We start from the raw sequence: 18620 nt of genomic DNA, 5'->3' as shown, positions 1-18620 counted from the left end.
TCAGTGCAGCGAAGGTTTGGCCGCAGGCTCGACCGACTGCTTTGCCAGCTCTGTGTAGAGCAGCAGCGGAGCGACGCGCAGGTATTCCATGACTTCCATATAGTCGTTTTCGCCGTCTTCGGATTCTTCCAGGGCGTCCTGGACCTGAGAGATAGCGACCAGGTCCTGCAGCACTTCCTTGGCCTCGGTGCTCAGTTCCTTGCCACCGGCATTCAGGCCGAAACCGGCAATGAAGCCTTGGCACCATTGACCCAGGGCGGCGGCACGCTCGGTCAGCGGCTCATCATCACCCGGCAGCAACAGCACGACGGTGATATCGTCACTGGTGAGTTCGCCTTTGACCATTTCTTGCAGGCCGATCAAAGCGTTACGAACGTTGTCTACCGGCTCGCTTTCCAGCAGGCCGGCGGCGTCTGCCAGCCACGCGTCGGCATCGAAGCCGGCACCGGCGCAGCTGCGTCCGAGCAACAGCCCGTGCAGTTCGGCAGGGGAAACAGGATGCCCGTTACTGCTGAGCAAGGTGGCGAAAGCGGTGTACGGCGAATTGATATTGGGCATGGGCAACTAGGCGCCAGACGGCGCAATGACTAGAATGAAGACCTTGTATCCTAGCACCGGCAGGCGCGCCAAGACCATCGACGCGGCCAACTCCGGGCCGGCCAGGGCATAAACCGGGCAACCACCCGCACGACCGAATCGAGTGGCAACCAATGCAAGAGAACGATCTGCAAGCGCTGATGGGCCGATTCGAACTGCTGATTGAGCGGGTCGAGCAACTAAAACGGCAAAACGCACTCTTATTAGCTCAGGAAAAATCCTGGCGCGAAGAGCGCGCCCACCTCATCGAAAAAAATGAAATCGCCCGGCGTAAGGTCGAATCGATGATTTTGCGACTCAAGGCCCTGGAGCAAGACTCATGAGCTCAAGCAATAGCGTCACTGTTCAGATTCTCGACAAAGAGTATTCGATCATTTGTCCGCCGGAAGAACGCAGCAACCTGGTCAGCGCCGCGCGCTACCTGGACGGCAAGATGCGTGAAATCCGCAGCAGCGGCAAAGTCATCGGCGCCGACCGCATCGCCGTGATGGCTGCGCTGAACATCACCCACGACCTGCTGCACAACCAGGAACGCCCGGATGCGCCGGCCGCTGGCGTTAACCGTGAACAGGTGCGCGACCTGCTCGAACGTGTCGATCAGGCATTGGCCGACGATCAAGTTCCAAATAAGGGTTGAGTATCGGTATACTGGCGCCACTCCCTGGAGTGCTTGCCAGTCGGTCATGTCCCTGAGCCGATACGCACAACCACGGGGGTTGCACGTGGGGCCGGTGTGCATGTCCGCTTGACGGAAAGCCTTAACGCCTCCTGCAATCTCCACCTTGAACTTTCGGGTTCAAGGGCTACACCGACAGCGGTTCGTCGGGGAGCCTGAATTCTTTGCCCGCCCTTCTGCGCGGGCAATCGAGCTGTCACCCAGCGGGTGGCAGCCCTCTCTGGGACCGCCCGTGCCATGACCGACACCGCGCCGCTGACCCGCCCCCAACTCCGCCGCCTGCTTCGCGATGCCCGCCGCGCCCTGACGCCGGCCGAACAACGCCGGGCAGCCCGTGGCCTGTACCGGCAACTGGCGCAGCATCCGCTGTTTCGCCGAGCCAGACACATCGCCCTGTACCTGCCCAATGATTGCGAGATCGACCCGCGCCTGCTGATGCGTGAAGCCCAGCGCCGCGGCAAGCGCACCTACCTGCCAGTACTGCACGCCTGGCCGAAAACCAAGATGGTGTTCCAGCGTATCGAAGCCGGCGAGAAGCTGCGGCCCAACCGCTTTCGCATCCCCGAGCCACACATCAGCCTGGCCCGGCAACGGCCGATCTGGGCGCTGGACCTGATCCTGCTACCGCTGGTGGGTTTTGATGAAGTGGGTGGCCGGCTGGGCATGGGCGGCGGTTTCTATGACCGCAACCTGGCCTATCAGGCCCGCCGTAAGGCCTGGAAAAAACCGTTGCTGCTGGGCCTGGCGCATGAATGCCAGAAGGTCGAACGACTGGCGCAAGCCAGTTGGGATGTGCCGCTGCAGGGGACGGTCTCGGACCGTGGCTGGTATCTGGCACCCGTATAAGGACGCCAGCAAAGGCAATCAACGCTGTTGCGGATTGACCGGCATTTCGTAGGGGGCGTCGAGTTTGCGTTCCCAAAGGCTTTGCGCATAACCGGTAGTGACAACACCCAAACCGAACAGAAACACCAGAATCCAGAGCAAATCCGGTTTGCGATTCATCGATTGCCCCCCTCAGGCAAACTGATCACGTTGTCAGCAACGTTTTTGTGGTTGCAGCAGCGTCAAGCTTAAAATGCGCGCATTCTCCGACAACCTGAGGCGACACGCAAACGTTGACGCCAACCGACCGTCGGTTTCCTGAAACAGGTTATTTCAAACATTGTCTGGAGCACCACCCATGGCCTACTGGCTGATGAAATCCGAGCCCGACGAACTCTCGATCAAGGACCTAGCACGGTTGGGCGAAGCCCGCTGGGATGGCGTGCGCAACTACCAGGCGCGTAATTTCCTGCGTGCCATGGCGGTCGGTGACCAGTTCTTTTTCTACCACTCCAGCTGCCCCGAGCCAGGTATTGCCGGCATCGCCCGGATCAGCGCCGCCGCCTATCCCGACCCCACCGCGCTGGACCCGCAAAGCCATTACTTCGACGCCAAGGCCAACGCCGAAAAGAACCCGTGGAGCGCCGTGGATGTCGCCCATGTCGAGACCTTCGGCAAGGTTTTGCAGCTGGGCTACCTCAAGCAGCAAACCGCCCTGGCCGAACTGCCGCTGGTACAGAAAGGCAGCCGGCTTTCGGTGATGCCGGTAACCGCCGAACAATGGGCCGCGGTACTCGAACTGCGTTAAAGAGGGTAGGATTGCCGCTCATTTGACGAACATCAACGCACCAGGATCGGTGCGGCGTCACAATTTGACGTTAATGCAGCAAGGATTGCCAAACCATGTCGTTGAGCCAACACACCCCGAAACTCTTCGCCGGTGCCTTGATTGCCCTGCTCCTGGCCGCTGGCGGCCTGGGCTACTGGAAATCCCTGCATGACCGCTTGCCTGAAGGCCTGAGCATGGGCAACGGCAGGCTCGAAGCGACTGAAGTGCAGATTGCCAGCAAGATCCCCGGACGCCTGGCCGAGGTGCTGGTCGACGAAGGCGATACGGTCAAGCAAGGCCAGTTGCTCGCCCGCATCGACACCCGCACCCTCGAGGCCCAGCGCAGCCAGGCCGAAGCCGAAGTGCTGCGCGCCCGGGAAAACTACTCCGCCGCCCAGGCCACGGTGCAATTGCGCCAGAGCGAACAACTGCTGGCCAGCCAGGAGCTCAAGCGCGTACGCGAGATCTTCCAGCGCAAATATGCCAGCCAGCAACTGCTCGACCAACAGCAGGCCCGTTACGACACCAGCAATTCCGCCGTGGTCGCCGCCCGCGCGCAACTGGCCGCGATCAAGGCGGCCATCGGTGCCGCAGAAGCCCAGGTTGCGCAACTGACCAGCGAAATCGACGACAGCAGCCTGCGCGCACCGATCAATGGCGTGATCCAGTTGCGCCTGGCCGAACCTGGCGAAGTGCTCGGTGCCGGCGGCCGTGTGCTGATGCTGATCGACCCCAGCGACCAGTACATGAACCTCTACCTGCCCGCCTCTACCACCGGCCGCCTGACCGTTGGCGACCAGGCGCGCATTGTTCTCGACGCCCTGCCCGACCAGGCAATGCCTGCGAAGATCGCCTTCGTCGCGGCCAAGGCGCAGTTCACTCCCAAGCAAGTGGAAACCCGTGACGAGCGCCAGAAACTGGTGTTCCGGGTCAAGCTGCGCCTGACCGAACCGAGCGCCGTGCCCCAGGCCAAACCCGGCATGCCGGGCGCAGGCTATGTGCGCACCGCTGAGGTGGACTGGCCGGCCAACCTGCAATGAGCGCGCTGGCGCTGCAGGCCGAGGGCATCAACCACCGCTACGGTGGCTTGAGCGCCCTGCAGGACATCGCCTTCAGCCTGCCGGCGGGCACCCGCTGCGGCCTGATCGGCCCGGACGGCGCCGGCAAGTCGAGCCTGCTCGGGCTGATCGCCGGGGTGAAGAAGCTGCAAAGCGGCGAACTGCAGGTGCTCGGCGGCTCGATCCGCCAGCGCCGTCACCGCAACAACCTGTACCCGCGCATCGCCTTCATGCCCCAGGGGCTGGGCAACAACCTTTACCCTGAGCTGTCGATCAGCGAGAACATCCGTTTCTTCGCCACCTTGTTCGGCCTCGGCACCAAGGAGTGCGAGCAACGCATGCACAACCTGCTGCAGGCCACCGACCTGCTGCGCTTTGCCGAGCGCCCGGCGGGCAAGTTGTCAGGCGGCATGAAGCAGAAGCTTGGGCTGTGCTGTGCGCTGATCCATGAACCGGATTTGCTGATCCTCGACGAACCCACCACCGGTGTCGATCCGCTGTCGCGCCGGCGCTTCTGGGAGCTGGTCGAGCAGGTGCGCCAGGAGCGCCCGCAACTGACCCTGCTGGTCGCCACCGCCTACATGGAAGAGGCCGAGCAGTTCGAACACTGCCTGATGCTCGATCGTGGCCGGCTGATTGCCGCGGGCTTGAGCGAAGAACTGGCCGCAGCCACCGCCAGCCACAAGCTCGATGACGCCTTCACGCACTTTCAGGGCGATAGCCAGCGCAGCCAGCAGCCCCTGGTGATCCCGCCGCGTGATAACGCCAATGCCGAGATCGCCATCGAAGCCCATGAACTGACCTTGCGCTTCGGCGACTTCACCGCCGTAAACAAGGTCAGCTTCGCCATCGGCCGTGGCGAGATTTTCGGCTTTCTCGGCTCCAACGGCTGCGGCAAGACCACCACCATGAAGGTGCTCACCGGCCTGATGCCGGCCAGCGAAGGCAGTGCCAACCTGCTCGGCCGTCCGGTAAACGCCAAGGACCTGGCCACGCGCAAGCGCGTCGGCTTCATGTCCCAGAGCTTCTCGCTGTATGGCGAACTGAGCGTGCGGCAAAACCTTGAACTGCATGCACGGCTGTTCGACCTGGCCAAGGCCGAAAGTGGCCCGCGTATCGCCGAGCTGATCGAGCGTTTCGATCTGGGCGCCATCGCCGACCAACAGTCCGGCGCCCTGCCCCTGGGCTTGCGCCAGCGCTTGTCGTTGGCCGTAGCCGTATTGCACCGCCCGGAAGTGCTGATCCTCGACGAACCGACCTCGGGCGTCGACCCCGCGGCGCGCGATGACTTCTGGCGCCTGCTGGTCGAGCTGTCGCGCGACCAGGGGGTGACGATCTTCCTCTCCACCCACTTCATGAACGAAGCCCTGCGCTGCGACCGGATTTCCCTGATGCATGCCGGCAAGGTCCTGGCCTGCGATACGCCGGCGGCGCTGCAACAGCAATTCGGCGGTGAGACCCTGGAAGACGCCTTCGTCACCTGCCTGGAACAGGCCCAAGGCGCCAGCGAAGCGCCAACTGCCAGCCCCCAGTTGGAGACGCCGGCCAGCGCAGCGCCGCTGCACCTGCGCCAAGGTTTCAGCCTCAAGCGCCTGTTCGCCGTCGCCACCCGCGAAGGCAAGGAACTGCTGCGCGACAAGGTGCGCCTGGCATTTGCCCTGCTTGGCGCACTGTTCATGATGGTGATCTTCGGTTACGGCATCTCCCTGGACGTGGAGAACCTGGCCTTCGCCGTCTACGACCAGGACCAGAGCCCGCAAAGCCGCGCTTACCTGGAAGCCTTCCGCGGCTCACGCTACTTTGCCGAACAGACGCCGATCCGCGATGCCGCACAGTTGCACAAACGCCTGCAGCGTTCGGAAATCAAACTGGCCCTGGAGATTCCACCCGGCTTTGGCCGCGATCTGTACGCCGGGCGCCAGCCGGTAGTGGCGGCCTGGCTGGATGGCGGCATGCCGTTTCGCGCCGAAACCAGCCGCAACTATGTCGAAGCCGTGCACCAGGCCAACCTTGAGCAACTGGCGGCGCTGAGCAGCAAGGCCCAGCCCGGGCAAACCCCGGTGCGCCTGGAAACCCGCTTTCGCTACAACCAGGATGTGGTCAGCGTAAACGCCATCGGCCCCGGGGTCATGGCGCTGATCCTGGCGTTCATTCCGGCGATGCTCACCGCGCTGGGCATCGTGCGCGAGAAAGAACTGGGCTCGATCACCAACTTCTATGCAACGCCCCTGACCCGCCTGGAATTTCTGCTCGGCAAACAGGCACCGTACCTGGCGGTGAGCCTGATCAACCTGGCGCTGCTGGTGGCGATGAACCGCTGGCTGTTCGGCGTGCCGTTCAAGGGCAGCGCCCTGGCCCTGGCTTGCGGCGGTGTCTTGTACCTGTTGGCGACCACCAGCCTGGGCCTGCTGATCTCGGCCTTCACCCGCACCCAGATCGCCGCAATTCTCGGCACCATGATCATCACCAGCCTGCCAACCATCCAGTTCTCCGGGCTGATCGTGCCGCGCTCGTCGCTGGACGGTGCTGCAGCGTTGATGGGCCAGCTGTTCCCGGCCGGTTACTTTCTCGATATCGCCGTCGGCACCTTCACCAAAGCCCTGGACCTGCGCGAACTCTGGCCTCAGTGCCTGGCGCTGCTGGGCTTCTTTGTCGGTTTCACCGGCCTGAGTCTGGCCATGCTGAAGAAGCAGGAGGTCTGATGCATCGTCTGGCACATACCCTGCGCCTGGGGCTCAAGGAGCTGACCAGCCTGCGCCATGACAGCGTGCTGCTGTTGTTCCTGCTGTATGCCTTCAGTGTGGCGATCTACATGCCGGCTGCAGGCTCGGTGATCGGCGTGCACAACGCCAGCGTCGCGGTGATCGACGAAGACCACAGCCTGGTCTCACGCAAGCTCGCCGAGGCCCTGCAACCACCGGAGTTCCAGCGCGCAGTACCGCTGGCCTACGACCAGCTCGACGAGGCCATGGACAGCGGCCGCTACACCTTTGTGATCAACGTGCCGGTGAACTTCCAGACCGACCTGCTGGCCGGGCGCTCGCCAGAGCTGCAGGTCAACGTCGACGCCACGGCCATGAGCCAGGCGTTCATGGGCGCCGGTTACATCGGCAGGATCGTCGAGCGCGAACTGCTCGACTACGCCAACCAGGGCTCGGCCGCAGCCAGCAGCCCGGCGCTGCTCAGCGCCCGCGCGCTGTTCAACCCCAACCTTGAGGGCGGCTGGTTCCTGGCCGTGATCCAGATCGTCAACAACATCACCATCCTGGCCATTGTGCTGACCGGCACAGCGCTGCTGCGCGAGCGCGAACACGGCACCCTCGATCACCTGTTGGTGTTGCCGCTGACCGCCCTGGAAATCATGCTGGCGAAGATCGGCAGCAACGCCCTGGTGGTGGTGCTGTGCACCTGGGTGTCGCTGGAGGTGATCGTCAAAGGCGCGCTGGGGGTACCGCTGGCAGGATCGCTGGGGCTGTTTTTGGCGGTGACGGCGCTGTACCTGTTCGCCAGCACTGCGCTGGGGATCTTCCTCGCCACCCTGGCGCGCTCGACCCCGCAGTTCGGTCTGCTGGCGATTCCGGTGATCATCCCGATGCTGTTGCTTTCGGGAGGCAGCACGCCGCTGGACAGCATGCCGCAGTGGCTGCAGTGGGTCATGCAGGGCTCGCCCTCGACCCACTTCGTCAGCCTCAGTGCGGCGATTCTGTTCCGCGACGCCGGGCTGGAAGTGGTCTGGCCAGACCTCGCGGCGCTCGCCGCCATTGGCCTGGCCTTCTTCGCCATTGCCCTGGCGCGCTTTCGCCGCAGCCTGACCTCGTAATTACTGGACGATCAGGTTGTTGAACAGCAGGTCATCGACGGTCGGCTTGCCTTCTTCGCTTTCGAGCACCTGCTGGACTTGCTTGAGGGCTTCCTGACGCAGCTTTTCCTTGGCCTCGACATTGCTCATGGCCTCCAGGTTCTGCTGGGTGAACAGCGCCACCAGCTGGTTGCGGATCAGCGGCTCGTGATGACGCACCGCAGCGGCAGCGGCGTCGCTGTTGACCCGCAAGGCCACGTCGGCCTTGTACACGCGCAGTTTCGGCCCGCCATCGAGAGCGTAGTTGCCCACAAACGGCGGGCTCAGGGAAATGTAGGAGACCTTCGGTTCCCCTTCCTTGGCTTCCTCGGCCATGGCCGCCATCGGCAGCATCAGCGCCAGTACCATCAAGATCCACGCTTTCACGAATTCGCTCCTCATACAGTTGGCGCCAGCATACCCAGCGCACCGGTCAAACCCAAGCCCGGGCTTATGCCGGCCTATCAGGGCGGGCCATGCTCGTTGACCCGGCACCTCGCCCACCTACACTTATCGGCCACTACGCGCAAAGGAATAGTCCCGATGAAAGCAGTGTTGTGCAAAGCCCTTGGTCCGGCGCAAAACCTGGTCCTGGAAGAAGTCGCCAGCCCGGTGCCGAAGAAGAACGAGATCCTGCTCGACGTGCAGGCCGCCGGGGTCAACTTTCCCGACACCCTGATCATCGAAGGCAAGTACCAATTCCAGCCGCCGCTGCCGTTCTCGCCCGGAGGCGAAGCAGCCGGCGTGGTCAGCGCCGTGGGTGAGAAGGTCGGTAACCTGAACGTCGGCGATCGGGTCATGGCCCTGACCGGCTGGGGCAGCTTCGCCGAACAAGTGGCGGTGCCGGCCTACAACGTCTTGCCGATCCCGGCGCAGATGGACTTCACCACCGCCGCGGCCTTCGGCATGACTTACGGCACCTCGATGCATGCGCTCAGCCAGCGTGGCCAGCTCAAGGCCGGGGAAACCCTGCTGGTGCTGGGTGCCTCGGGTGGGGTTGGGCTGGCAGCGGTGGAAATCGGCAAGGCCATGGGCGCGCGCGTGATAGCTGCGGCCAGCAGCGCCGAAAAGCTCGCCGTGGCCAGGGCAGCTGGTGCCGACGATCTGATCAACTACAGCGAAACCAGCCTCAAGGACGAGATCAAACGCCTGACCGGCGGCAATGGCGCCGACGTCATCTACGACCCGGTGGGTGGCGACCTGTTTGACCAGGCGGTGCGCGGTATCGCCTGGAATGGCCGGCTGCTGGTGGTTGGTTTTGCCAGCGGGCGCATCCCCGAGCTGCCGGTCAACCTGGCGCTGCTCAAGGGTGCGGCGGTGCTCGGGGTGTTCTGGGGGGCGTTTGCCCAGCGTCAGCCAGCAGACAATGCGGCGAACTTCCAGCAGTTGTTTGCCTGGTTCGCCGAGGGCAAGCTCAAGCCGCTGGTATCGCAGACCTTCCCGCTGGCCGAAGCCGGTGCAGCCATCGAGATGCTTGGCCAGCGCAAGGCAGTGGGCAAGCTGGTAGTGACCATGGCCTAAACAGCCCGCTCCTACCTGGAATGACAACGCCGAAAGCGCGCCTCCAGATTGCGATCCGGCATGGCGTGGCTGCGCAGGGCATCGAGGGTCTGCTCGACATAGTCGCGGGTAGTGCCATAACGGCCCTTGGCATTGGCGAAAATCTGGCTGAGCAAGGTGTCCGGCAGGTTGCCGGCGTAGCACGGTAGGTGCCGCTCCAGTACGAAGCCCAGGGCCTGAACCTTGCTGCCATCCTCCAGTCGGCAATTGAGCCAGTGCGGACGATACGCAGGATAAGGCATCTCTCGCTGCCACAAGGCCAGCAGCGACGCTTCCAGGCAGTCATCCGGCAAGCGGTAGGCAAAACCGCTGCACGAACCGCCGCGATCCAGGCCGAAGACCAGGCCCGGGCATTCCGGTGTGCCCCGGTGTTCGTGTGACCACAAATACAGTCCGCGATGATAACCATGCACCCGTGCTCGTCGCCGTTCGGCAGCATTGCACTCTGGACGCCAGATCAACGAGCCGTAGGCAAACAACCACACCGGGCCGCCCTGATGCCGGGACATGGTGTGTTGAACTGAATGTACAAGTTGTTCGCGCGTTAATTGTTCGCCGAAATCAAGCAACGGCGGATAGGCCACATTCAAAGATACCGTTTCGATTGCCGACATAGCTGCCGCCACACTTCCCCATGAATTACCAATGCGTTGCACTATAAGGCAAAGCCCTGTGCACAGAGTTACCGTACGGCAGATAAGCGCCGGGACACAAGCCCCCAAGCGCCCTGAAACGGCAATAAGGGCCGTGCCAGGGCGATAACAGGTGCACTGTTTCAAGTGTAGCGAACGTTATTTTCGTTGCGGGCAATAATGAGTGGCTTATAACCATCGGCCGTGCCGACAGTTATTTAAACCGGCACGCTGTTGCAGCGTGCCTTATTCCGTCATTCAATTGCGCGGGGCATAAGCGAATACATCGGCGCGCATTTGATGGGCATCCATGCCGGCTTCGACCAGCGCGTCGAGGGTTGCGTAGATCATGTTCGGCGAGCCGCTGGCGTAAACATGCACACCGGCCAGGTCGCTGATGTCTTCGCAGACCGCCTCGTGCAGCAGGCCGCAGCGCCCTTCCCAACCGCACAAATCACTGACCACCTTGTGCAGAAACAGGTTGGGCAGACGCTCCCATTCGGCCCAGTGCTCGATCTGGTAGAAGTCGTCCGGCTGGCGCACACCCCAGTACAGGTGGACCGGGTGCTTGAAGCCGCTGGCCCGGCAATGCTCGATCAGGCTGTGCATCTGCGCCATGCCGGTACCGGCAGCGATCAGCACCAGCGGGCCATCCGGCAACTCGGCCAGGTGGGTATCACCAAAGGGCATTTCCAGCCGCGCCATGCGCGTGCGCTGCAACTGGGCGATAAGGTCCAGAGCGCTGTTCTCACGGGCCAGCACATGCAGCTCGAGGTCACGACCGCTGTGCGGCGCCGAGGCCAGCGAGAAGGCAGCCTTGTCGCCGCTGTCACGCTCGAGCATCAGGTACTGGCCAGCGTGGTAACGCGGTGGCTTGCCCGCTGGCGCACGCAGACGTACGCGCCAGACGTCGCCGCCGACCTCGACACATTCGCTGAGCTGGCAGGCCAGGGTCCGTACCGGCAGCTCGCCCAGGGCCAGTACGCCATCCCACAGCAAGATGCAGTCCTCCAGTGGCTCGGCGATGCAGGTGAACAGCTCGCCGTGATCACGCTCGACGCCACCCTGGCGCACCCGGCCTTCGACCAGCAGCGCAGCGCAGACATGACAGTTACCGTTGCGGCAACTCTGCGGGCAGTCGTAGCCCAGGCGCCGCGCCGCATCCAGAATCCTTTCTCCGGGCTCGAGCGCCAACACTGCCCCGGACGGCTGCAAGGTTACCTGCATTTAGTCTATTCCCAACTGATTCCACAGCTCATCGATCCGCCGGGTGACCGCTTCATCCTTGACGATGACCCGTCCCCACTCGCGAGTGGTCTCACCCGGCCACTTGTGCGTTGCATCCAGGCCCATTTTCGAACCCAGCCCGGACACCGGCGACGCGAAGTCCAGGTAGTCGATCGGGGTGTTTTCGATCATCACCGTATCGCGCTTGGGGTCCATGCGCGTGGTAATTGCCCAGATTACGTCGTTCCAGTCCCGCGCATTGATGTCGTCGTCAGTGACAATAACGAACTTGGTGTACATGAACTGTCGTAAAAACGACCAGACACCCAGCATCACGCGCTTGGCGTGGCCTGGATACTGCTTTTTCATGGTCACCACCGCCATGCGGTACGAGCAGCCTTCAGGCGGCAGGTAGAAGTCGGTGATTTCCGGGAACTGCTTCTGCAGGATCGGCACGAACACTTCGTTCAGGGCTACGCCGAGAATCGCCGGCTCATCCGGCGGCCGGCCGGTGTAGGTGCTGTGATAGATCGGCTTGGTGCGATGGGTGATGCGCTCGACAGTGAACACCGGGAAGCTGTCGACTTCATTGTAGTAGCCAGTGTGGTCGCCGTACGGGCCTTCCGGAGCCATTTCACCCGGGTGAATCACACCTTCGAGGATAATCTCGGCAGTAGCCGGCACCTGCAGGTCGCTGCCCCGGCACTTGACCAGCTCGGTGCGGTTACCGCGCAGCAGGCCGGCGAAGGCGTACTCGGAAAGGGTATCGGGTACTGGCGTCACGGCGCCGAGGATGGTCGCAGGGTCTGCGCCCAGGGCCACGGCTACCGGGAACGGCTGGCCAGGGTGCTTCTCGCACCACTCGCGATAGTCCAGGGCGCCGCCGCGATGGCTCAGCCAGCGCATGATGACCTTGTTGCGGCCGATCACCTGCTGACGGTAGATACCCAGGTTCTGGCGATCCTTGTTCGGCCCGCGGGTAACGGTCAGGCCCCAGGTGATCAGCGGCGCAACGTCGCCCGGCCAGCAGTGCTGCACCGGCAACAGGCCGAGGTCGACATCATCACCTTCGATGACCACTTCGTGGCACGGCGCATCCTTGACCACCTTCGGCGCCATGGACACGACCTTCTTGAAAATCGGTAGCTTCGACCAGGCGTCCTTGAGGCTTTTCGGCGGCTCGGGCTCCTTGAGGAAAGCCAGCAACTTGCCGATTTCACGCAGTTCGCCGACCGACTCGGCCCCCATGCCCATGGCCACCCGCTCCGGGGTACCGAACAGGTTGCCAAGTACCGGAATGTCGAAGCCGGTAGGCTTCTCGAACAGCAGGGCCGGGCCTTTGGCGCGCAGGGTGCGGTCGCAGACTTCGGTCATTTCCAGGACTGGAGAGATCGGCACCTGGATGCGCTTGAGTTCGCCGCGCTGTTCCAGGCCACGGATAAAGTCGCGCAAATCGCGATACTGCATGCAAAAGCCTCGTATTGGCTGCCGTAGCGGTCGGGCTGCAGAGTGTAGCGCCGAACTCGGCTGCTCAGAATAGCCAAAGTACAGATAGCAAAAAGCCGGGTCGCCCCGGCTCTTGCCCAGCGCAGCAGTTTACTTGCGCTTCATCGACAAGAAGAACTCGTCGTTGGTCTTGGTCTGCTTGAGTTTGTCGATCAGGAACTCGATAGCAGCAACTTCATCCATCGGGTGCAGCAGCTTGCGCAGGATCCACATGCGCTGCAGCTCGTCGTCGGCGGTCAGCAGCTCTTCGCGACGGGTACCCGAACGGTTGATGTTGATGGCCGGGAAGACACGCTTCTCGGCGATCTTGCGGTCCAGGGGCAGCTCCATGTTGCCGGTACCCTTGAACTCTTCGTAGATCACTTCGTCCATCTTCGAGCCGGTTTCGACCAGCGCGGTGGCGATGATGGTCAGCGAACCGCCTTCTTCGATGTTACGCGCGGCACCGAAGAAACGCTTCGGCTTCTCCAGGGCGTGGGCATCGACACCACCGGTGAGGACCTTGCCGGAGCTCGGGATCACGGTGTTGTAGGCACGGGCCAGACGGGTGATGGAGTCGAGCAGGATGACCACGTCTTTCTTGTGTTCAACCAGGCGCTTGGCCTTCTCGATGACCATTTCGGCAACCTGCACGTGGCGGGTTGGCGGCTCGTCGAAAGTCGAGGCAACCACTTCGCCGCGCACGGTGCGCTGCATTTCGGTCACTTCTTCCGGGCGCTCGTCGATCAGCAGGACGATCAGGTGGCACTCGGGATTGTTACGGGTGATGTTGGCCGCGATGTTCTGCAGCATGATGGTCTTGCCCGCTTTTGGCGGAGCGACGATCAGGCCGCGCTGGCCTTTGCCGATCGGGGCGCAGAGGTCGATAACCCGGCCGGTGAGGTCTTCGGTGGAACCGTTGCCGGCTTCCATCTTCAGGCGCTCGTTAGGGAACAGCGGCGTCAGGTTTTCGAACAGGATCTTGTTCTTCGCGTTTTCCGGCCGGTCGAAGTTGATGGTGTCGACTTTCAGCAGCGCGAAGTAACGCTCGCCTTCTTTTGGCGGGCGGATCTTGCCGACGATGGTGTCGCCGGTACGCAAGTTGAAACGACGGATCTGGCTTGGCGACACATAGATGTCGTCCGGGCCGGCCAGGTACGAGGCATCGGCCGAGCGCAGGAAGCCGAAGCCGTCCTGGAGAATCTCCAGCACGCCGTCACCGGAGATTTCCTCGCCGCTTTTCGCATGCTTTTTCAACAGGGAGAAAATCACATCTTGCTTGCGCGAACGGGCCATATTTTCTATGCCCATCTGTTCGGCCATTTCGAGCAGATCGGTAATCGGCTTTTGCTTGAGTTCAGTCAGGTTCATAAGGGGAGTGACGTAATCATGTAAGAAGGGGGAATTAAGCTTCTGGCTTAATGAAGCCGCGCCGCAAAGAAGGCGACAGGATCGCGTACTGATTCGAATTAGGGATGCGTCGGCGACGGCGTGCAGAGGGCACCGAAGAAACAGTGCGAGGCCGAATGTAACACCTGCTTTTTCTGGCGTCTAGTCACCAGATAAAGAAAAGCCCCGACGAATGCGGGGCTTTTTTCACTCAGATATTGGCGTCCAGGAAGGCTGCCAGCTGAGATTTCGACAGTGCACCGACCTTGGTGGCCTCGACGTTGCCGTTCTTGAACAGCATCAGCGTCGGGATGCCACGCACGCCGTGCTTGGCCGGGGTTTCCTGGTTGTCGTCGATGTTCAGCTTGGCGACGGTCAGTTTGCCCGCGTAGCTAGCGGCGATGTCGTCCAGAACCGGCGCGATCATTTTGCAAGGGCCGCACCATTCAGCCCAGTAGTCGACCAGCACCGGGCCTTCAGCCTTCAGAACTTCGGCTTCGAAGGTGGCGTCGGTGACGTGTTTGATAAGATCGCTGCTCATGGAAGTCTCCAAGGTCGTAAGCAAAAAAACGTGGCCCATCATAGCTGCACCCGCCGCCTACAGGAAGCCGGGAACGATTGAGTGTAACTATAGTTGTGCATGACCGCGCATATCGCTGCTGTCACGGGAAAGTCATATTTCCCGCACAACCTGCCCCATATCAAGCCTTGATACGCTGCGCGTTGGCGCCAGCGCCGGATCGTGGCAGGATTGCCGGGTTATCGACCGAGAACCCATGACCATGCCGCAAACCACAGCCAAGAATCTGTCCTTGATCGCTGCCATAGACCTGGGCTCCAACAGTTTCCACATGGTGGTCGCCAAGGCCCACCATAGCGAGATCCGCATCCTAGAGCGGCTCGGCGAAAAAGTTCAGCTGGCCGCCGGCATCAACGAAGAGCGCCAGCTCAGCGAAGAGTCCATGCAACGCGGCCTGGACTGCCTCAAGCGCTTTGCCCAACTGATCAACGGCCTGCCCGATGGCGCCGTGCGCATCGTCGGCACCAACGCCCTGCGCGAGGCGCGCAACCGTGGCGAATTCATCCGCCGCGCCGAAGCCATCCTTGGCCACCCGGTGGAAGTCATCTCCGGTCGCGAAGAAGCCCGCCTGATCTACCTTGGCGTGTCCCACACCCTGGCCGACACCCCGGGCAAGCGCCTGGTCGCCGACATCGGCGGCGGCAGTACCGAATTCATCATTGGCCAGCGTTTTGAGCCGCTGCTGCGCGAAAGCCTGCAGATGGGCTGCGTCAGCTATACCCAGCGCTATTTCCGCGACGGCAAGATCACCCCGGCGCGCTACGCACAGGCCTACACCGCCGCGCGCCTGGAGTTGATGAGCATCGAGAACGCCCTGCACCGTCTGACCTGGGACGAAGCCATTGGCTCCTCGGGCACCATCCGCGCCATCGGCCTGGCGCTCAAGTCCGGCGGCATGGGCAGCGGCGAGGTCAATGCCGAAGGCCTGGCCTGGCTCAAGCGCAAGCTGTTCAAGCTGGGCGAAACCGACAAGATTGATTTCGACGGGGTCAAACCCGACCGCAGGGCGATCTTCCCGGCGGGCCTGGCGATTCTCGAAGCGATTTTCGACGCCCTTGAACTGCAGCGCATGGATCACTGCGACGGCGCCCTGCGTGAAGGCGTGCTCTACGACCTGCTTGGCCGCCATCACCACGAGGACGTGCGCGAGCGCACCCTGACCTCGCTGATGGAGCGCTATCACGTTGACCAGGGCCAAGCGGCGCGGGTCGAGCGCAAAGCCCTGCACGCCTTCGACCAGGTGGCCAAGGCCTGGGACCTGGAAGACGGTATCTGGCGCGAACTGCTGGGCTGGGCGGCCAAGGTGCATGAAGTGGGCCTGGACATCGCCCACTATCATTACCACAAGCACGGCGCCTACCTGATCGAGCACTCCGACCTGGCCGGTTTCTCCCGTGAAGACCAATTGATGCTGGCGTTGCTGGTGCGCGGCCACCGCCGCAACATTCCCAAGGACAAGTTCGGCGAATTCGGCGACGACGCCGCCAAGCTGATCCGCCTGTGCGTGCTGCTGCGCTTCGCGATCCTGTTCCACCACATCCGCGGTACCCAGCAAATGCCCAAGGTCACCCTGCACGCCAAGGGCGACAGCCTGGACGTCGAGTTTCCTACGGGTTGGCTGGAAGAAAACCAGCTGACCCAGGCCGATTTCGGCCTGGAGGCAGAATGGCTGGCCCGGGTCGGCTTCGTCCTCAGCGTACGATAAGCACCGGGTTGCTCAGGCGCTCGAGCAGAGTGGCCTGGGCACTGCGCGGGTTCTGGTTGCCGGTTGGCGTGCTGCGTACGTAGCGGCCATCCGGTTGCAGGATCCAGGCGTGGGTGTTGTCGGTCAGATACCCTTCCAGTTCCTTCTTCACCCGCAGGATGAGCTTCTTTCCCTCGACCGGGAAGCAGGTCTCAACGCGCTTGTCGAGGTTGCGCTCCATCCAGTCGGCACTGGAGAGGAACATCTGCTCTTCACCGCCATTAAGGAAGTAGAATACCCGCGTGTGCTCAAGGAAGCGGCCGATGATCGAGCGCACATGAATATTATGCGAGACCCCGGCAATGCCCGGGCGCAGGCAGCACATGCCGCGCACCACCAGGTCGATACGCACCCCTGACTGGCTGGCCTTGTACAGCGCGCGGATGATCTTCGGATCGGTCAGCGAGTTGAACTTGGCGATGATGTGCGCCGGTTTGCCGTCGAGGGCAAACTGGGTTTCACGCGCGATCATGTCGAGCATGCCCTTTTTCAGGGTAAACGGCGCGTGCAGCAGCTTCTTCATGCGCAGGGTCTTGCCCATGCCGATCAACTGGCTGAACAGCTTGCCGACGTCTTCGCACAGCGCGTCGTCGGAAGTCAGCAGGCTGTAGTCGGTGTACAGGCGGGCGTTGCCGGCGTGATAGTTACCAGTACCCAGGTGCGCATAGCGGACGATCTCGCCGGCTTCACGACGCAGGATCAGCATCATCTTGGCGTGGGTCTTGAAGCCGACCACGCCGTAGATCACCACTGCACCTGCAGCCTGCAGGCGGCTGGCCATCTGCAGGTTGGACTCTTCGTCGAAACGCGCGCGCAATTCGATCACCGCAGTGACTTCCTTGCCGTTACGCGCAGCATCGACCAGCGCGTCGACGATTTCCGAGTTGGCACCACTGCGGTACAGGGTCTGGCGCACGGCCAGGACGTGCGGGTCCTTGGCGGCCTGGCGCAGCAGGTCGACCACCGGGGTGAACGACTCGAACGGGTGCATCAGCAGGATGTCCTGCTTACTGACCACGCTGAATATGTTCTCGCTGTTCTGCAACAGCTTGGGGATTGCCGGCGTGAACGGCGTATATTGCAGCTCCGGGTGGCTGTCCAGGCTGGTGATGCTGAACAGCCGGGTCAGGTTGACCGGGCCGTTGACCTGGTACAGCTCGCTCTCGCTCAGGCTGAACTGCTTGAGCAGGTAGTCGGAGAGCTGTTTAGGGCAGGTGTCGGCCACTTCCAGACGCACCGCGTCACCGTAACGACGCGAGAACAGCTCGCCGCGCAAGGCCCGGGCCAGGTCTTCGACGTCTTCGGAGTCCAGCGCCAGGTCGGCGTTACGGGTCAGGCGGAACTGGTAGCAACCCTTGACCTTCATGCCCTGGAACAGGTCGTCGGCGTGAGCGTGGATCATCGACGACAGGAACACATAGTTGTCGCCAGGCCCACCGACCTCTTCCGGCACCTTGATTACCCGAGGCAGCAAACGCGGCGCCGGGATGATCGCCAGGCCCGAATCGCGGCCGAAGGCATCCACACCTTCGAGCTCGACGATGAAGTTCAGGCTCTTGTTCACCAGCAACGGGAACGGGTGGGTCGGGTCGAGGCCGATCGGGGTGATGATCGGCGCGATCTCGTCACGGAAGAAGCGCCGCACCCAGGTCTTGAGCTTAGTGTTCCAGTGCCGGCGACGAATGAAGCGGATCTGGTGTTTTTCCAGTTCCGGCAGCAGCACATCGTTGAGGATCGCGTACTGGCGATCGACTTCGCTGTGCACCAGCTCGCTGATCCGCGCCAGCGCCTGATGCGGCTGCAAGCCGTCGGCGCCGGCCTGTTCACGGGCGAAGGTAATCTGCTTCTTCAGGCCCGCCACACGAATTTCGAAGAACTCATCCAGGTTGCTGGAGAAGATCAGCAGGAACTTCAACCGCTCCAGCAGCGGATAGGACTCATCCAGTGCCTGCTCCAGCACGCGGATGTTGAACTGCAGCTGGGACAATTCGCGGTGAATGTACAGGCTGCTGTCGTCCAGACCGGGAATGACGATGGCAGGCGCAGCCACCGGCGCCGGCGCAGGGGCCTCGACCACCGGCTCCGCAACCGCAGGCGGCTCCGGCGGGGTCTCGACCATCTGCTCGGGCACAGGCTGGGCGTCTTTCACTGCAACGTCGGTAAGTACTTCGTTATTCATC

At 62.4% G+C, this 18620-nt stretch carries 18 protein-coding genes and 1 other RNA gene; 10 read left to right on the top strand and 9 right to left on the bottom strand.

Going from position 1 to position 18620, the window contains the following annotated elements:
- Positions 1-558, bottom strand: a complete 558-nt coding sequence (locus tag F8N82_RS25855) for a YecA family protein (RefSeq protein ID WP_038998128.1) — start codon at positions 556-558, stop codon at positions 1-3.
- A gap of 152 nt (positions 559-710) precedes the next feature.
- Here F8N82_RS25855 and F8N82_RS25850 point away from each other — a divergent pair, with 152 nt between their 5' ends.
- The 4 genes from F8N82_RS25850 (at position 711) to F8N82_RS25835 (ending at position 2119) form a co-directional block, all read left to right on the top strand.
- The gene (locus F8N82_RS25850) at positions 711-920 is read left to right on the top strand and encodes a TIGR02449 family protein (RefSeq protein WP_010221172.1); all 210 of its coding nucleotides are present in this window, start codon (positions 711-713) and stop codon (positions 918-920) included.
- Positions 917-1234: a cell division protein ZapA gene (locus F8N82_RS25845; RefSeq protein ID WP_038998127.1), complete on the top strand. Its 318-nt coding sequence runs from the start codon at positions 917-919 to the stop codon at positions 1232-1234. Before F8N82_RS25850 ends, F8N82_RS25845 begins: the two co-directional genes overlap by 4 nt.
- An 18-nt stretch (positions 1235-1252) precedes the next feature.
- Positions 1253-1430, top strand: a non-coding RNA gene (ssrS, locus tag F8N82_RS25840) — 6S RNA.
- Between the two features lie 80 nt (positions 1431-1510).
- Complete coding sequence (locus tag F8N82_RS25835; protein ID WP_150777025.1) at positions 1511-2119, top strand: 5-formyltetrahydrofolate cyclo-ligase; 609 nt, start codon at positions 1511-1513, stop codon at positions 2117-2119.
- An 18-nt stretch (positions 2120-2137) separates the two neighbouring features.
- Here F8N82_RS25835 and F8N82_RS25830 read toward each other — a convergent pair whose 3' ends face one another.
- Positions 2138-2278, bottom strand: coding sequence for a hypothetical protein (locus tag F8N82_RS25830; protein WP_165392175.1), 141 nt, complete (start codon positions 2276-2278; stop codon positions 2138-2140).
- Positions 2279-2456: 178 nt separating this feature from the next.
- On the opposite strand from F8N82_RS25830, the gene F8N82_RS25825 reads away from it, so the two are divergent.
- From F8N82_RS25825 to F8N82_RS25810, 4 genes are all read left to right on the top strand, one after another.
- Positions 2457-2906, top strand: coding sequence for an EVE domain-containing protein (locus tag F8N82_RS25825; protein WP_038998123.1), 450 nt, complete (start codon positions 2457-2459; stop codon positions 2904-2906).
- Positions 2907-3001: 95 nt separating this feature from the next.
- Positions 3002-3967 carry an HlyD family secretion protein gene (locus tag F8N82_RS25820; RefSeq protein ID WP_038998122.1) on the top strand — a complete coding sequence of 322 codons (966 nt, stop codon included), beginning with the start codon at positions 3002-3004 and terminating at the stop codon, positions 3965-3967.
- Positions 3964-6687: a ribosome-associated ATPase/putative transporter RbbA gene (gene rbbA, locus F8N82_RS25815; RefSeq protein ID WP_038998121.1), complete on the top strand. Its 2724-nt coding sequence runs from the start codon at positions 3964-3966 to the stop codon at positions 6685-6687. Before F8N82_RS25820 ends, rbbA begins: the two co-directional genes overlap by 4 nt.
- A complete protein-coding gene (locus tag F8N82_RS25810; RefSeq protein ID WP_038998120.1) occupies positions 6687-7805 on the top strand; it encodes an ABC transporter permease in 1119 nt (372 codons plus the stop codon). The genes rbbA and F8N82_RS25810 overlap by 1 nt, the downstream gene beginning before the upstream one ends.
- On the opposite strand, the gene F8N82_RS25805 is transcribed toward F8N82_RS25810, so the two are convergent.
- A complete protein-coding gene (locus F8N82_RS25805) occupies positions 7806-8210 on the bottom strand; it encodes a flagellar basal body-associated protein FliL (protein WP_038998119.1) in 405 nt (134 codons plus the stop codon).
- A gap of 156 nt (positions 8211-8366) precedes the next feature.
- On the opposite strand from F8N82_RS25805, the gene F8N82_RS25800 reads away from it, so the two are divergent.
- Positions 8367-9344 carry an NADPH:quinone oxidoreductase family protein gene (locus tag F8N82_RS25800; RefSeq protein WP_038998118.1) on the top strand — a complete coding sequence of 326 codons (978 nt, stop codon included), beginning with the start codon at positions 8367-8369 and terminating at the stop codon, positions 9342-9344.
- 11 nt (positions 9345-9355) lie between these two features.
- On the opposite strand, the gene F8N82_RS25795 is transcribed toward F8N82_RS25800, so the two are convergent.
- From F8N82_RS25795 to trxA, 5 genes are all read right to left on the bottom strand, one after another.
- On the bottom strand, positions 9356-9997 hold the full coding sequence (locus tag F8N82_RS25795) for a gamma-glutamylcyclotransferase (RefSeq protein WP_038998117.1): 642 nt from the start codon (positions 9995-9997) through the stop codon (positions 9356-9358).
- A 276-nt stretch (positions 9998-10273) separates the two neighbouring features.
- Positions 10274-11242 (bottom strand): CDP-6-deoxy-delta-3,4-glucoseen reductase, encoded by a 969-nt coding sequence (locus F8N82_RS25790; RefSeq protein ID WP_038998116.1) that lies wholly within the window; start codon positions 11240-11242, stop codon positions 10274-10276.
- On the bottom strand, positions 11243-12709 hold the full coding sequence (ubiD, locus tag F8N82_RS25785) for a 4-hydroxy-3-polyprenylbenzoate decarboxylase (protein WP_038998115.1): 1467 nt from the start codon (positions 12707-12709) through the stop codon (positions 11243-11245).
- Positions 12710-12838: 129 nt separating this feature from the next.
- A complete protein-coding gene (gene rho, locus F8N82_RS25780; RefSeq protein WP_028942380.1) occupies positions 12839-14098 on the bottom strand; it encodes a transcription termination factor Rho in 1260 nt (419 codons plus the stop codon).
- Between the two features lie 229 nt (positions 14099-14327).
- On the bottom strand, positions 14328-14657 hold the full coding sequence (gene trxA / locus F8N82_RS25775) for a thioredoxin TrxA (protein ID WP_038998114.1): 330 nt from the start codon (positions 14655-14657) through the stop codon (positions 14328-14330).
- A gap of 241 nt (positions 14658-14898) precedes the next feature.
- On the opposite strand from trxA, the gene ppx reads away from it, so the two are divergent.
- On the top strand, positions 14899-16401 hold the full coding sequence (gene ppx / locus F8N82_RS25770) for an exopolyphosphatase (RefSeq protein WP_038999682.1): 1503 nt from the start codon (positions 14899-14901) through the stop codon (positions 16399-16401).
- On the opposite strand, the gene ppk1 is transcribed toward ppx, so the two are convergent.
- A complete protein-coding gene (ppk1, locus tag F8N82_RS25765) occupies positions 16388-18619 on the bottom strand; it encodes a polyphosphate kinase 1 (protein ID WP_038998113.1) in 2232 nt (743 codons plus the stop codon). The two genes, ppx and ppk1, sit on opposite strands and share 14 nt — an antisense overlap.
- Position 18620 lies beyond the last annotated feature (1 nt).

Origin of the sequence: Pseudomonas fluorescens (genome assembly GCF_902497775.2) — a bacterium.
GTDB lineage: Bacteria > Pseudomonadota > Gammaproteobacteria > Pseudomonadales > Pseudomonadaceae > Aquipseudomonas > Aquipseudomonas putida_F.
The sequence above is the reverse complement of the archived record's forward strand: the minus strand, read 5'-3'. Positions and strand labels throughout refer to the sequence as shown.